Here is a 14,976-nt window from a genome sequence, read left to right as displayed (position 1 = left end):
GAAAAATCAGGTGCTTTTGTATCTAAAAGGATTTAAATGACTATTAAAGTTTTAGTCGTCGATGATTCAAGTTTTTTTCGACGTCGAGTCAGTGAAATACTCTCCCAAGATCCAAGACTGGAAGTCGTTGGAGCTGCCACTAATGGTTTGGATGCAACAAAAAAGGTTGCAGAGCTTAAACCGAACGTGATCACCATGGATATCGAAATGCCGATCATGGACGGTATCACTGCAGTTAGAGAAATTATGGCGGAAAACCCTACGCCGATTCTGATGTTTTCTTCACTTACTCACGATGGTGCACAAGCAACGCTTGATGCATTAGATGCGGGTGCATTGGACTTTTTACCAAAGAAATTTGAAGATATTGCGACCAATCGTGATGAAGCGATACGTCTATTACAGCAAAAAGTAAAAGAGTTAGGGCAGCGTCGTTTATTCAGACGAATGCCACGAACGCCAATAACAAAAAAAGCTGAAATAAAACCGACAACCCGACCGTTAAGTCAGCGCTTTTCAACTGTTGGTGCTAAAACGGATGTAGAAGATACTCCTGCACCAAAAGTGGTTATAAAAGCCAGCGGCAAACGTTATAAATTGTTGGTCATTGGTACTTCAACGGGTGGTCCGGTTGCTTTGCAACGAATTCTAACTCAAATTCCTGCGAATTATCCGCATCCAATTTTACTTGTTCAACATATGCCAGCAGCGTTCACACCTGCTTTTGCTGGTCGATTAAACAGCTTGTGCAAAATCGAAGTCAAAGAAGCTGAAAATGGCGATCTATTAAAACCGGGTTGCGCTTATTTAGCACCTGGTGGCATGCAGATGATGGTGGACAGAAGTGGTTCTCATGGGCGTTTAAAAGTCTTAGCAGGTAAAGAAGAGATGAACTACAAACCTAGCGTAGACATCACCTTTGCTTCAGCAGCCAAATCATTTGCAGGTGATGTACTTTCAGTTGTGCTTACTGGGATGGGAGCTGACGGAAGAGAAGGCGCAAGGCTACTTAAATCTGCAGGTTCTACTATTTGGGCTCAAGATGAAGCCAGCTGTGTCGTTTATGGTATGCCGCAAGCGGTAACTAATGCGGGCTTATCAAGCAAATCTATTCCGCTTGATAGCATGGCTGATGCTATTTTAAAAGAGTCAGCCAGTGGCTAGCAGGAGTTCAGGCGGGATTTATCTTAAGCTGGCGTTATTTTTATTAACGACAGCTTTTTTATCTGTTTCTGCGCTATATTTTGATCTAAGAAATAAAAATTCGAATTTAAAAAATGAGGTTAAATCACTGAGGGAATCACAAATTTTGTTGATGGTACCTGATAATCAAGCTGATGCACTGAGTGAGTGGCTAAAATCTCATCCTGAATCGATAGATTCTCTGCTAAAGCACAAAAAAAGTAATGATATGAACAACCAGGATGTTGTTAAACCGAAGCCAACATCTTCTGAAAAGAAGATAGAGCAAACTAAAGTTCAAGCTTCGGTAACTGACTTTGGTAGTAAAGATATCAAAACCTACAAGTTACCTCATGGTGGGATTAGGGTAACAACGAGACAAGAATAACTGCGGGAATCCCTAAGTGAAAGTTTGGACTATAGCTAATCAAAAAGGCGGTGTAGGTAAGACAACGACCGTCGTGACCCTTGCAGGTGTATTAGTAAAGCAGGGTAAACGAGTATTGGTTATTGATACCGATCCCCATGCTTCACTGGGATATTACTTAGGTGTAGATCCTGAAGAAGTCCCAGGCTCTCTTTACGATTTATTTGAAGCTCACGATCAACTCACAGTTGATAAAATCACCTGCCAAATTGTGCCCACCTCAGTCGAACATTTAGATTTACTTCCTGCAACGATGGCTTTGGCTACAGTGGATAGAAAATTAGGTCATGTTGATGGCATGGGGCTGGTACTAAAGCGAATTTTAGCCTTAATTGAAAATAATTACGATTATGTGCTTGTGGATTGTCCACCTGTACTTGGCGTGTTAATGGTGAATGCTTTAGCGTGTTGTGAGCATATTATTATTCCCGTTCAAACGGAGTTTTTAGCATTAAAAGGCTTAAATCGAATGGTGAAAACCATGGTGTTGATGGGGCGTTCTCAAAATACTCGCTATCAATATACTATCGTGCCAACGATGTTCGATAAAAGAACAAAAGCTTCTCCGCAAGCACTAAGGGAGTTACAAGAAAACTATAAAAACACACTTTGGCCGAATGTCATTCCCGTCGATACCAAGTTTCGTGACGCAAGTTTGGCACATTTGCCAGCTTCGCATTACGCATCTAAAAGTCGAGGTGTTAAGGCATACAGTAACTTATTAACTTATCTAGATTCAAAGAGTGTGGGTAATGGTTAATAAAGTTGATGATACCGTTGTTGATTTCTTTTCTGTTCTTTTAAAAGATTCTAATTCAAGTCAGAAGCTTGATTTTGCTGAGCCTGAAGAAAAAGAAATCAAACAACAAAAGGATCAAGAGTTACAAGCGTTACTATCCACGATTCCAACTGTGACGACAACAGTAATAAATGAATTTACTGATAAAACAGAAGTCTCACTTGCAACAGAAGAAGTAATCGTTGAAAAAGTTGAAATAAAACCTGAAACAAAGCCACTTCTTGCCGATATATTAGATGAAGAATTTCAGGTCTTATACTTTTCTGTCGCAGGTTTAGTACTGGCGGTTCCTTTGGTGAACCTTGGTGGGATTATTAACTCTGCCAATTATACCAATATACCGGGAAGACCTACTTGGTTTCGTGGTGTGCAAACCAATCGTGAGCAAAATGTAAACGTGGTTGATACCGCTGCTTGGGTCATGCCTGAAAAATATACTGATGAACTTAAAGCCAGCATAAGTTACCAGTATGTTGTATTATTAGAGGGCAGTGATTGGGGACTAGCGTGTGAATCACTCATAAGCGCTGACACCATTGATAAGTCAAAAGTGAACTGGCGCCAAAAAACAGGAAAAAGACCATGGCTTGCTGGCGTCGTCAAAGATAGAATGTGCGGAATTTTAAATGTTGATGCTTTGATCCAAATGTTAGGTAAGGGTCTAAATTGTCAAGATTCGATTAATTGAGGTAACTATGACAGATTCAAAAAATTTAGCTGTATCTGCCAGCAAGGATGATTCAGTGCTGCAATGGGTGACATTTAGGCTTGATAATGAAACCTATGGCATCAATGTAATGCAAGTCCAAGAAGTTTTACGCTATAGCGAAATTGCGCCTGTACCTGGTGCACCTCACTATGTGTTGGGTATTATTAACCTACGTGGTAATGTCGTTACCGTTATTGATACACGTGCACGCTTTGGTTTACCGAGCTCTGAAGTTGATGATGCGACGCGTATTGTGATTATTGAAGCCGAGAAGCAAGTTATTGGTATTCTTGTCGATAGCGTAGCTGAAGTGGTATATCTTAAGGGGTCTGAAATTGATAATGCGCCTAACGTAGGAACTGAAGAAAGTGCTAAGTTTATTCAGGGCGTAAGTAACCGCGGTGAAGAGCTATTAATTTTGGTTGATCTTGATAAACTTCTATCAGATGAAGAGTGGAATGAAATCGCTCAACTATAATTCAGTTTGTGACGTACTTTTATTAGGGAGCTGGCGTAAATAATGGGAAATGAGTTATTAATTGCAGCCTTGTTTTATGCCACTGCTTGTCTTGGTCTCGTTTTATATTTACAAAAACAAATAGGCAAGCAACGTTCTAAAGTTGATGCGTTAACCACACTGGTTAAAGATACTGAGAAACAAAGAGATATCTTTAAGAAAGAGCTTCAAGAGCTCCGTAATGGAACGATTGGGGTTGGGCGTCGAGTTATTGAACTCGAAAAAAAGTTAAAACAATATGAAGCTCGACTGGATGAAGCTGAGCAAGAAGAACCGCAATCAAGAATGTATACTCGAGCAATGAAAATGGTTTCACTTGGTGCTGATATCAAGGAAATTGTTGCAGAATGTGAGTTACCACGTGCGGAAGCAGAGCTATTGATTCGATTGCATGGTTCGAAACAAGAAGCGTAAGCGTTTCTCTATGTAATGCCCACTAATATTGGGTATTACATATCTCTAGGATCTTTTCCTTCAAGCATATAAACAAACGATAAAATTTCAGCGATCAAGCGGTAAAGTTCTTCAGGAATTTCTTCGCCTAAATCTAGCGTTTGCAAAAAATCACTCAAATGCTTGTCTTGATGTATATGTACCCCAGCCTGTTCTGCCAATGCAATAATATCAGCAGCGATGACACCTTTACCTTTAGCTGATACGAAGGGCGCACCCTTTCCATTATACGTAAGTGCTGTAGCTTGTTTTTGCTCTTTGGTCATGTTGAAACCTTAATGAATGCGTTTACATCTTCTAATAAGCTTATTGGTATCGGTTGTTGAATAATGTTTATTGAATTCACGGTAAAACCTATCGGTTCGATTTTTGATGTGAGATGATTTTTTAATCTGTTAATTTTGTCGATAACCGCAGAGTGATTGGAAGATAACTCTATGCTGAGTTCTTGTAAGTTGCTACTTTTAACCGTAACCAGTAATGAGCCTAAGCTGATGTTGAACTTAAGTGTGAGTTTCCAAGCATGCATTTCATCATCATTGTTATTATTTCTTTCCTGCTGATAATGGCCCTCAAAGTATTCAAGTTGATTCTGTTGCCAATAAGGCAAACCAAAGAACCAAGATGTTTTATCATCAGAGAAGTTAGATGCTGATTGATACTGTATGATTTTATTTTTGATTTTGTCAAAAATGTGTAAATCATCAACATCAAATATCTTTTCTAAATCAGATAACTGTTGGCAATATAAACTCTGCTTTAATGTCTGAATTGATTGACTACTCGCCATGGAATTGTCACTTTTAAGCAGCAATAGTTGCCAGATAAACTTTATGGAATGAGCGAAAGATAAAGTCGTGCTGTTACTTGTATCAGTAGGTTTAAATACTGATATGTCAGATAACTCCGATTGAAGGTTGCGCCAAGAGCGTAGGTTTGCCAAATGCGGAGTATTTAGTGTATTCGCTAGTGCAGCTGTATCGTGGACATTTTGTTGAGTTAATCGACTTTGAGAACGACTTGCACCCAAATGTTTAATGCGTTTCATTAGCCGATTATTGGAAAGTGATAACTCTAAATTGTGGCTATGACGTTGAGTCACTCTGTTAAATAAAGAATTAAGTAGAGAAAAATAAGAGTGATTAAGGTTTCCTTGTGCTTGGTTAAGCGAAACAGGCAAGCTTGATGCTTCTATCAAGGGTAACGAGGCAACTAAATGCATTGTTGTTAGCTTAACTTGCTTGCTGGATGACTCAAATTCGACCATTACGGTTTTATCATTGAATGCTTTCTCTTTGATCTGAAACTTTTTACCGCAAAAATACAAGTAGCAGCCTTTCACATTACCGAACCCAAGAAAATGCAAAGCAGAATGCTCAGGTAATTGAGGCAATGCCATTAAAAGTCGCTGGAACTGCGGTGTCAGAGACAGATTTTGAAAAGAACCAGGGGAAAACACCAAGAGATCACGAGCTTGGGTGTTTGCTTGAGATGTTGCAAATGTGATCGATGATGAAACCTTTGGCAGTAATAACGGGTCAATAAAGTAGTGTGCTCCATTCAATGTCAGAGGCTGACGACCTGTTAACTGAGGAGTGCTGAGTTTTTGTAAAGAAAGTTGCGAGAGAGAGTGACTCTTCTTCGGCACAGAATTGAACTCAGACGGCGAGACACCATTAAAATTTGTCATAATTACTCTATTGGTATTACTTTGTATATATATCGACTCATTGAATTAGAAATAAAGTGATTTTATCAAATGTTAAAATTACTTATAATTTATTCAGCTAATAATATTGGAAACCAAGAAATTCATGAAACTTAATCTTGCATTGGTAGTTGCTATCACATCGATATCATTTACAGGTCTCGCTCACTCTGCAGAGAAAAACAAAGAAGATACTCATGCAGAGCCACAAAAAGAAAAGGCTGAAGCTGAAGTAAAGTATATGGATGACAGAGATCCTTTTGAAGGCTTTAACAGAGCTATGTGGAATCTCAACTACAACTACCTAGACAAGTATGTTTTGAGGCCTGTTGCACATGGCTACAATGATTATGTGCCGAACTTCATGCAAGATGGTGTCGATAATTTTGTGCACAATTTAGATGAGCCTTCCTCTTTAGTGAATAACACTTTACAAGGTAAATGGAAATGGGCATTGAATGCCGGGGGCCGTTTTACGATTAACTCTACATTTGGCATATTAGGTTTAGTAGATGTTGCAGATAAAATGGGGTTACCAAGAAAGCAGGATGAGTTTGCTGAAGTTTTAGGGTATTACGGTGTTCCGAATGGACCGTATTTTATGTTGCCAGCATATGGCCCGACAGTGACTCGAGAATTAGCAAGTAATTGGGTTGATGACCTTTATTTTCCACTTTCGGATTTAAACTTCTGGCAGAAAGTGGCCAAAGTAGGCTTAGATGGTATAAACACACGCGTTAAGGCGATACCTCAAGAAAAACTCCTCGATAATGCATTAGATCCATACACATTTGTAAAAGATGCTTATCTGCAAAATCTTGATTTTAAACTTCATGATGGAAAGGTTACCCAAAAACAGGGTGATGATGAGCTCATTAATGATTATCTTGATGAATTAAATTAGCGAAACATCAATACTGGTGTTATAAGTTAAATACTGTATACAAATTGTGGAGCTTCTAAGGGATGAAAAGAAGTTCTACAAAGCATAATGACATCAAAAAAAAGAAGTTTAGGGAATGCTTGTTTACGGATAAACATTCACCAATTGAATTAAGGTGAGAAAATGGCGCTAAATGATGTTTCTATCTTGTTTATTGAACAAGAGTCAAAGTTTCGTTCTAATACTTTTGAATTTCTTTCTCGGCAAGGGGCTAACGTCTCTGTCGCCGAGGACGATAATAAAGCGCTATCTTACTTCAAAAAGCATCGATTTGATCTCATATTAATCGATCTTTCTTCCCCTGAGCTGAATGGTTTAGAGCTTCTCAAATCACTCACAGATATTAATGCATCAATTCCCTCTATTGTGTTGTCAGGGAATAATGTCATGACAGATGTAGTTGAAGCACTAAGAATCGGAGCCAGCGATTATCTAATTAAACCGATTGATGATTTATACGTTGTTGAACACGCCATACAGCAATGTCTATCTGATAAGTCTGATGATATACCTTCTGAAATCGTTGATGAATTGGCTTATGAAGAGTTTCAAAGTAATTTAGAGTACGTTGAAGAGAGTGTCGAAGCGGTCAATTGTATTCAACAACAGTTATTTCCAGCTGCTGAAATTAATTATCCTGCCGCAGATGTCTGCTATAGCTTATTTAAAAAAGAAGATGTCAGTAGTTATTTGATTGACTCCACATTAGTAGGCGAACAGCACTTACTCATGTACATGGCTCACTTCCAACCGGAAGATGACAGAGCAGGCTTTGCAAGTGTGTTATTACGGAGCTTAGTAAATCAAAAGCTCAAAGCATTTAGAATGGGAAAGAGTCAATCAGTGATTGAGCCCTTCAATATGCTGAGTTACTTAAATGATCGCATTGCAAAGTCTGGCTTAGATATCTTTATTGATATGATTTACGTTACAGTGGATTTAAGAAGTTACCGAACCGCAATTGCACAAGCTGGGCAAGGATTAAGGTGCTACCTCAGAAATACTGAAGGTTTAATGCCATTAGCGTTATCAGATACCTTACAGTTAGGTATGAATAACTGGGGAAAAACAAGTACTCAGTATCGGACGTTAAATCGTGGTGAACACTTGTGCATTTCAACGAGTAATCCTGAACATAAACCTTTATTGTTAAACAACCAATTTGTTGGTCTTGTACAAAATAATGACGTGCCATCGGGTGGATATATTGAGTTAAGACTTTAGGTACGTTCAGTTACTGTCTTTCATAGTTTCTAATAATTTAAGATGTCATTAGTAATATATTTTAAGAAATAAAAAACGCCTCATTTGAGGCGTTTTTTATTTCAGCTGCATTAAATCAGATATTAATGCTTAATAGCTTCATGTTCAGCTGTTACTGCAATTTCTTCTTCAATCGCTTCAGTTGTTGTGTGTGCATGGTCTGCATCTTCAGCACCGTGCATCCAATCAACAAGCTTGTCAGCCATAAAGTAAAGGATAACGCCTGAAACAACAGATACGATAGCAATACCAGAGAAGATACCCATCGCATTAGCAAGTTGTTCTTCAACCGTACCATCATGGCCGATGAATGAACCAACAACACCACCAATTTTGTTTGCAGCAGCAATAAATAGGAACCAAGCACCCATCATCAGAGACATAATTCTGAGAGGAGCAAGTTTAGTTACCATTGATAAGCCAATTGGAGACAGACACAATTCACCAATTGTGTGGAAGAAGTATGCACCCACTAACCACCACATGCTTGACTTACCGCCAGCGTCACCACCTAATTCAAGAACAGCACCGATCATGAATAAGAAACCAACGGCTAGGAAGAACAAGGCTAAAGCAAACTTAACTGGAGAGTTTGGCTCTTTACTACCAAGCTTTATCCAAATAGAAGCGATTACTGGTGCAAAAATAACAATGAAAAGTGCATTAAGAGACTGGAACCAAGTTGTAGGTACTTCAAAACTACCTAGCATTCTGTCAGTAAAGTCGTTGGTGAATAAATTCATCAAACCGCCAGCTTGTTCAAAACCAGCCCAGAAGATAATGGTGAATAAACCCATAACCATAATCACTTTGATACGGTCACGTTCTATTTTAGTTAGAGGCTCTTTACGCGTATTACCATTGCTAGCATTACGTTCTTTCTCAAGTTTTGCGGCTGGAACATTACCAATATCACCCAATAGTTTTTGTGCAAAAACCATCTGTATGATCAAAGATAAAATCATACCAATACCAGCAGTTAAGAAGCCAACTTGATAGTTACCATCGTAGTAAGCCACGATCGAACCAACTACGATAGCACCTAAGAATGCACCTAAGTTGATACCCATATAGAAGATGGTGAATGCACCATCACGACGATGATCGCCTTCTTCGTATAAGTCACCAACCATGGTTGAAATGTTTGGTTTAAATAAACCGTTACCTATGATCAGTGTAAACAAACCAAGGTAGAACATTTCAGTTTCAAGGCCAGGAACCATTGAGTGAGGGAAGGCAAGCGTAAATTGACCCAAGGCCATCAGTGCACCACCAATCATGATGGTTTTACGTTGTCCAAGAAGGTTATCTGCAATCCAACCACCTAAAAGTGGTGTTAAATAGACTAAACCTGTAAAAGTACCGTATAAAGAGATTGCATCTGCTTGGTTCCAACCAAGACCATTACCACCTTCAGATTGAACTTTATCCACTAGATAAAGTACAAGAATGGCTCTCATCGCATAGTAACTGAAACGCTCCCACATTTCAGTTGTGAACAACAGGAATAATCCTTTTGGATGTCCCAGCATTGTTCCCTGAGGTTTTGCTGCACTCATTTAAATTCCACCTTAAGCTCGTGATTGTTTGTATGCGAAAAAAGTAGACTACCGCATACTAATTTTTATTAACTGCTTTTATGTCACCTTTTCGATATTTGCCAGTTGCTCCAGCATTACCGTAAATTGTTAAACAATTAGTCAGTGAGTTTGTAATTTTGTTGAAATCACATTGTATATACCTTTTCTGTTGAACTAAAGTCAATTTTGTAACCGTAGGTGGTGAAAAAGTGAACGAGGTGAGTGGTGTCACAAACACAATGACAAAGTTGTATCAGAAGTTGAATTTAATTTTAATAAAGGAAGAAGCAGCTATAACAGTATGACTTTTATGTTATTTAGTATTTAGTATGAAACAAAGAAAGTTAGAAGGTAGTATATATATTGGGCATTCGTTATTGATAAATTAATATTAGCTTTTTAGCGTTCCAGATTTTTGATATTATCCCTTCTCGATAAAGGATGTCTACGCTATTAGTTTAATAGGATAAGCAATGAAAGCTTGGTATTTGTTATATTGTAAGCCTCGAAATGAAATTCGAGCTAAACAAAACCTAGAATTGCAAGGTGTCGAAACCTATCTTCCTTTAATTACTGAAAGTAAGAAACAGCGAACAGGGAAGATTCAGAACACGCAAGTTCCTCTATTTCCCAACTATCTTTTTATCAACTTTGATCCACAACAATTTCCTGTGAGTCGTGTTCATTCCACTCGTGGTGTGAATCAAATTGTCGGTGTAAAAGAAGATATGTTGCCGCTCGATCCAGAATTAATTACTCGTATCAAAATCAAATTGGCTGAGCTCTCGAATTCTGAACCAGAAACGTCAGACGAGATACAAAAAGGCGACAAAGTTCGCTTTTCAGAAGGACCATTTGCAGAAGTTGAAGGGATTTTTGATGAAGCATCAGGAGAGAAAAGATGCTTTGTCTTATTGAATATTTTAGGGAAAATGAAACGGGTAAATGTTGCAAGTGAAATGGTAGAAAAAATTACTGTTTAAATTGTGACACTATCCTTTGCAAACACCTCCAGAATGATCTTTAATAGGCGCCAATTTATTAAAATTAAGTTTTAATAATGTAAAATTTCAGTGGAAGAAAAATCCCAGATTTAACTGAATATAAAATGATGAAGGGCAAGTTGGAAGCCGAAATCCATGGGCGGTAGCGTGCCTGAAAGGCAATAGAGTGAACAGTTTCACTCTATTAGCTAACGCCGAAGGGCCTCAGGCCCGCCACGCGGATCGGTAGTGTGCGACATGCAAAGCATGTCATTGGAAGTTTTATCCATAGCACCTGAAAGGCAATAGAGTGAACAGTTTCACTCTATTAGCTAACGCCGAAGGGCCTCTGGCCCGCCATGCGGTTCGGTAGTGTGTGACATGCAAAGCATGTCATTTGAAAGCTTTATCCATAGCACCTGAAAGGCAATAGAGTGAACAGTTTCACTCTATTAGCTAACGCCGAAGGGCCTCTGGCTCGCCACATGAGGTATGTCTCTTTTTTATATCATTGCTGAGAAAGCAAGTATTTAATGGCTTTTTTTGAAAATACAAAGTTACTAAAATCCTGCTTTCGTAGGAGTGACATCAGCAGATTCATTAAATACTTCTAACAGAACAACACCATACTAATACGGAGATAACACGTGTTTCCAAAAGCAAAATCACTCATTGCCGCCGGACTTACCGTTGTAGCCTTGGGGGGAACTCAAGCTATGGCGGTCACACCATCGCCACAAATGATCGAGCAATTCAAGCAACTGCCAAAATCAGAACAAGTAAAGCTCGCTAAGCAGTATGGAATTGATGTTTCTGTATTAACAGGTAACAACAATGCTAATCAAGAAGTAGACACAACTTCAAAATTAGTTAACCCTAGAAGTGAATTGTTTACGGGTGAATGTGTCGAGTACGACGATTATCTTGCTGAAAAAGATAGATACGATGAAGCGCTCCTTAAAAAAAGTGAAACAGACAAAAAAGTCAGTTTAGAATTTTGTAAAGATAAGCAAATAACTAAAAAGCTTATACTAAATGACGATGGCGAGTTAGTAATAGAAGAGCAAGACTCAGAAGAACAACCTAAACCAGAATTGAAAGTATTCGGGTTAGATATGTTTGCAGGCGAGCCGACCACTTTTGCACCCGTCTCTGATGTTCCTGTCCCAGCTGATTATATGGTGGGGCCGGGTGACACCATCAATGTTCAGTTATATGGTAAAGAAAACAATGACTACCAATTAGTTGTTCAGCGAAATGGCAGTGTTCAATTTCCTGATCTTGGTCCCATTTCATTGGTCGGCCTCAGTTTCATTGAAGCTAAGCAATTATTAAAATCAAAAATTAGTAACAGCATGATTGGTGTTGACTCGAACATCAGCATGGGAGAATTACGCTCAATTCGAATTTTCATCGCAGGTGAAGCTTATAAACCAGGTACTTATACCGTATCGAGCCTAGCTACTATCACTCAAGCATTGTATGTTTCAGGCGGTCTGAGTGACATAGGTTCATTAAGAAATATTCAATTAAAGCGCAGTGGAAAACTTGTCGGTCAACTTGACCTTTACGATTTGTTGCTTAACGGTGATACGTCTAACGACTTACGTTTGCAGTCAGGTGATGTTGTGTTTATTCCTGCTGCAAAAGCTTACGCAACGGTTGATGGTGAAGTCCGCCGTCCGGCCATCTATGAGCTTAAGGGAAAAGAAACACTAGCTGATGTTATTAAAATGGCGAGTGGTCTTAAAGCTTCTGGTTACCCTAAAGCTATTTCTGTTGAACGCTTCAATGACAACCACCTAAAAACCGTTCTGTCATTAAACTTGAATTCAAAAGCCGGTAAGTATGAGGCAGTAAGAGACGGTGATATTGTTTATGTCAATTCTTCATCTGAGCGTATCGATAATTCGATTGATGTTGTTGGGGCTGTAATTCGCCCTGGGCAATATCAGTGGAAGGATGGAATTAAAGTTTCTAGCCTCTTTTCTTCAATTTGGGGGGCACTTGATGCAACTGCAGATTTAGATTACGCACTCGTTCTTCGCCAAGTTAATGCTCATGGTGATATTAAAGTTAAACAATTTTCTATTGGTAAGGCTATTAATCAACCAGATTCAAAAGATGACCTGGCCTTAAAGCCTCGCGATCAAATAATCATTTTCAAATACGCTGAACGTGAAGAGCAGCTGGCATCGCTCATTGAAAAACTAAGAAAACAAACTCGACTAGGAGAAGCGTCACAACTGGTGGAAGTTAATGGTAATGTGCGCTTTCCTGGTGTATATCCATTAACGGATAAAAATAAAGTTGTAGATTTGCTTGCTGCTGCAGGTGGCTTAGATGAAGGCAGTTACACCCTTTCAGCAGAGCTCACTCGACAAGTTGTGAACCCTGAAGTGGGTGTATCAATTATTCACAAAGCCATCAACATCAGTAAAGCACTTGAAAAAGATGTAAGTCAAAACGTGAAGCTTCAATCACGTGACATATTAACCATTCGTACATTACCCGATTGGCAAGAAACACGTTGGGTCACGGTAAAAGGTGAAGTTCGTTTCCCTGGTACTTACAGCATTCAGCGTGGCGAAACCATGCAAGATTTGCTAGAAAGAGCAGGTGGATTAACTCATGATGCCTTTCCATATGGTGCTATTTTCTTACGTGACTCAGTTAAAGGTAAAGAGAAAGAACAAGTTAGAAAGTTAGCTGATGAGCTTCGCCGTGAAATAGCAGCAAAAGCACTGACTAAAGATGGTGGAAGTATTAGTTTTGAGCAGGCACAACTGATGCTTAATCAGCTTGAAAATATAGAAATTCTCGGTCGGTTAAGTATTGATTTGAACGGTATCATAACTGGTAATAAAAACGCTGACATTCAAATGCAAGCTGATGATGAACTGTATATTCCAGCACAAAATCAGACTGTATCAGTTATGGGGCAAGTACAATACCCAAGTACACATCGATACATCCCACAAGATACATTTGAACAATATTTAGAAATGGCAGGCGGACCACGTAAACGAGCTGATGATGGCAGAAGTTATATTCTTCGCGCCAATGGCTCAGTAATTTTTCCGAATGAAACATGGTTCTCAAACGGCACACAAATGATGCCGGGCGACACGATCATTGTGCCACTTGATACTGAGTACAAAGACACTCTAACAGTATGGCAGCAGGTAACAAGTGTCATCTATAACAGTGCGGTTGCTGTAGCATCTATTGCGAGAATTAATAATTAACCTCAGCTCGTTATGTCCAAAAAATCGGACATCTAGTGCCTTAATTAAGATTTAAAAAAAATCATGGAAAACAAAACAAACACACAGCTTTCACACAATTTCGTGGCTGATGATGAAATAGATTTAAAAGAACTCTTTTCTGTTATTTGGAAAGGGAGATGGCTGATTATTGCAACCACAACAATCTTCGCAATAGGATCTGTTATTTTTGCGTTAATGCAGCCAAATATTTATAAGTCAGAAGCGTTACTTTCACCGGTTTCTGAGAAACAAGGCGGCGGGTTATCTGCATTAGCTGGGCAGTTCGGCGGTTTAGCGAGCCTAGCCGGAATTAATTTGGGCGGTGGCGCCAGTGGAGATAAAAGTCAACTGGCAATTCAGATTCTAAAATCACGTGAGTTCACCAGTAATTTCATTAAGAAGCATAATACTCTCCCCGACCTAATGGCTGTTGAAAAATGGGACAGAGCAAAAAATAAGTTAATTTATGATCCAGAGCTTTATGATGTTACAAGTCAAAAATGGGTACGAGAGGTCAAACTGCCAAAGCTTCCTAAGCCTTCAATGCAGGAAGCTTATAAAGAATTTTCAAAAAATATAAGTATCAACTCTGCTAAAGATACTGGAATGGTGACTATTTCAATTGAACACCAGTCACCATATATTGCGCAGCAATGGGTTAAGTGGCTGGTGGAAGATATCAATGCTGAAATGAAAAAGCGTGATGTTGAAGAAGCAAACAAAAGCATTAACTTCTTAAAAAGTGAATTAAGACAGACTAAAGTAGCTGATATTCGTAATGTTCTGTTCAATCTAGTTGAAGAGCAAACCAAAACTATTATGTTTTCAAAAGTACGTGATGAATATGTGTTTAAGACTCTTGATCCAGCGTTAGTCCCGGAAGAAAAATCAAAACCTAAAAGAGCTTTAATTTGTGTTTTGGGTACCTTTTTGGGAGGGTTATTAAGTGTTGGATTCGTTCTTATCAGATTCGCATTCCGCAATAAAGATTAAATAGAAAATAAAAAAATTGAGCCAACTGTTGTCGAGGGGAAACGCTAAAAGTGCCTTTTCAATAGTTTACAAGTAGATAGCTCGACATGAGTGTCTGAAAATGAATAAATAAGGTCTCAGGCAAGCAAAAAGTTTGAGATTGAAAGTTGA

The 14,976-nt window shown here is 38.8% G+C and carries 14 protein-coding genes; 11 read left to right on the top strand and 3 right to left on the bottom strand.

Features of this window, described 5'->3' with window-relative positions; translation table 11 throughout:
- Positions 1–36: 36 nt before the first annotated feature.
- The 6 genes from AC1EU2_RS06540 to AC1EU2_RS06515 are packed head-to-tail and all read left to right on the top strand — an operon-like array spanning position 37 to position 4,048.
- Complete coding sequence (locus AC1EU2_RS06540) at positions 37–1,164, top strand: protein-glutamate methylesterase/protein-glutamine glutaminase (RefSeq protein WP_480297250.1); 1,128 nt, start codon at positions 37–39, stop codon at positions 1,162–1,164.
- Complete coding sequence (locus AC1EU2_RS06535) at positions 1,157–1,570, top strand: hypothetical protein (RefSeq protein ID WP_480297248.1); 414 nt, start codon at positions 1,157–1,159, stop codon at positions 1,568–1,570. Before AC1EU2_RS06540 ends, AC1EU2_RS06535 begins: the two co-directional genes overlap by 8 nt.
- Before the next feature lie 16 nt (positions 1,571–1,586).
- Complete coding sequence (locus AC1EU2_RS06530) at positions 1,587–2,369, top strand: ParA family protein (protein WP_480297246.1); 783 nt, start codon at positions 1,587–1,589, stop codon at positions 2,367–2,369.
- Complete coding sequence (locus AC1EU2_RS06525) at positions 2,362–3,096, top strand: chemotaxis protein CheW (RefSeq protein ID WP_480297245.1); 735 nt, start codon at positions 2,362–2,364, stop codon at positions 3,094–3,096. Before AC1EU2_RS06530 ends, AC1EU2_RS06525 begins: the two co-directional genes overlap by 8 nt.
- A 7-nt stretch (positions 3,097–3,103) precedes the next feature.
- Positions 3,104–3,595, top strand: a complete 492-nt coding sequence (locus AC1EU2_RS06520) for a chemotaxis protein CheW (RefSeq protein WP_480297244.1) — start codon at positions 3,104–3,106, stop codon at positions 3,593–3,595.
- Between the two features lie 42 nt (positions 3,596–3,637).
- Entirely contained in the window at positions 3,638–4,048 is a 411-nt protein-coding gene (locus AC1EU2_RS06515; RefSeq protein WP_480297242.1) for a DUF2802 domain-containing protein, read from the top strand.
- Positions 4,049–4,083: 35 nt separating this feature from the next.
- Here AC1EU2_RS06515 and AC1EU2_RS06510 read toward each other — a convergent pair whose 3' ends face one another.
- Together AC1EU2_RS06510 and AC1EU2_RS06505 are read right to left on the bottom strand one after the other, a co-directional pair.
- Positions 4,084–4,353 carry an EscU/YscU/HrcU family type III secretion system export apparatus switch protein gene (locus tag AC1EU2_RS06510; protein WP_480297240.1) on the bottom strand — a complete coding sequence of 90 codons (270 nt, stop codon included), beginning with the start codon at positions 4,351–4,353 and terminating at the stop codon, positions 4,084–4,086.
- Positions 4,350–5,777, bottom strand: coding sequence for a hypothetical protein (locus AC1EU2_RS06505; protein ID WP_480297239.1), 1,428 nt, complete (start codon positions 5,775–5,777; stop codon positions 4,350–4,352). The genes AC1EU2_RS06510 and AC1EU2_RS06505 overlap by 4 nt, the downstream gene beginning before the upstream one ends.
- 124 nt (positions 5,778–5,901) lie before the next feature.
- Between AC1EU2_RS06505 and AC1EU2_RS06500 the strand changes: the two genes are divergently transcribed.
- Together AC1EU2_RS06500 and AC1EU2_RS06495 are read left to right on the top strand one after the other, a co-directional pair.
- Entirely contained in the window at positions 5,902–6,699 is a 798-nt protein-coding gene (locus AC1EU2_RS06500) for an MlaA family lipoprotein (protein WP_480297238.1), read from the top strand.
- 162 nt (positions 6,700–6,861) lie between these two features.
- On the top strand, positions 6,862–7,962 hold the full coding sequence (locus tag AC1EU2_RS06495; protein WP_480297237.1) for a response regulator: 1,101 nt from the start codon (positions 6,862–6,864) through the stop codon (positions 7,960–7,962).
- A gap of 122 nt (positions 7,963–8,084) precedes the next feature.
- On the opposite strand, the gene AC1EU2_RS06490 is transcribed toward AC1EU2_RS06495, so the two are convergent.
- Positions 8,085–9,560 carry a peptide MFS transporter gene (locus AC1EU2_RS06490; RefSeq protein ID WP_480297236.1) on the bottom strand — a complete coding sequence of 492 codons (1,476 nt, stop codon included), beginning with the start codon at positions 9,558–9,560 and terminating at the stop codon, positions 8,085–8,087.
- A 494-nt stretch (positions 9,561–10,054) separates the two neighbouring features.
- Between AC1EU2_RS06490 and rfaH the strand changes: the two genes are divergently transcribed.
- The 3 genes from rfaH (at position 10,055) to AC1EU2_RS06475 (ending at position 14,826) form a co-directional block, all read left to right on the top strand.
- Positions 10,055–10,564: a transcription/translation regulatory transformer protein RfaH gene (gene rfaH, locus AC1EU2_RS06485; RefSeq protein ID WP_480297235.1), complete on the top strand. Its 510-nt coding sequence runs from the start codon at positions 10,055–10,057 to the stop codon at positions 10,562–10,564.
- Positions 10,565–11,211: 647 nt separating this feature from the next.
- Positions 11,212–13,812: an SLBB domain-containing protein gene (locus AC1EU2_RS06480; RefSeq protein WP_480297234.1), complete on the top strand. Its 2,601-nt coding sequence runs from the start codon at positions 11,212–11,214 to the stop codon at positions 13,810–13,812.
- Positions 13,813–13,875: 63 nt separating this feature from the next.
- A complete protein-coding gene (locus AC1EU2_RS06475) occupies positions 13,876–14,826 on the top strand; it encodes a Wzz/FepE/Etk N-terminal domain-containing protein (RefSeq protein ID WP_480297233.1) in 951 nt (316 codons plus the stop codon).
- Positions 14,827–14,976: the final 150 nt, after the last annotated feature.

The organism is Parashewanella sp. 2304DJ23-3 (genome assembly GCF_056591695.1).
The sequence above is the reverse complement of the archived record's forward strand: the minus strand, read 5'-3'. Positions and strand labels throughout refer to the sequence as shown.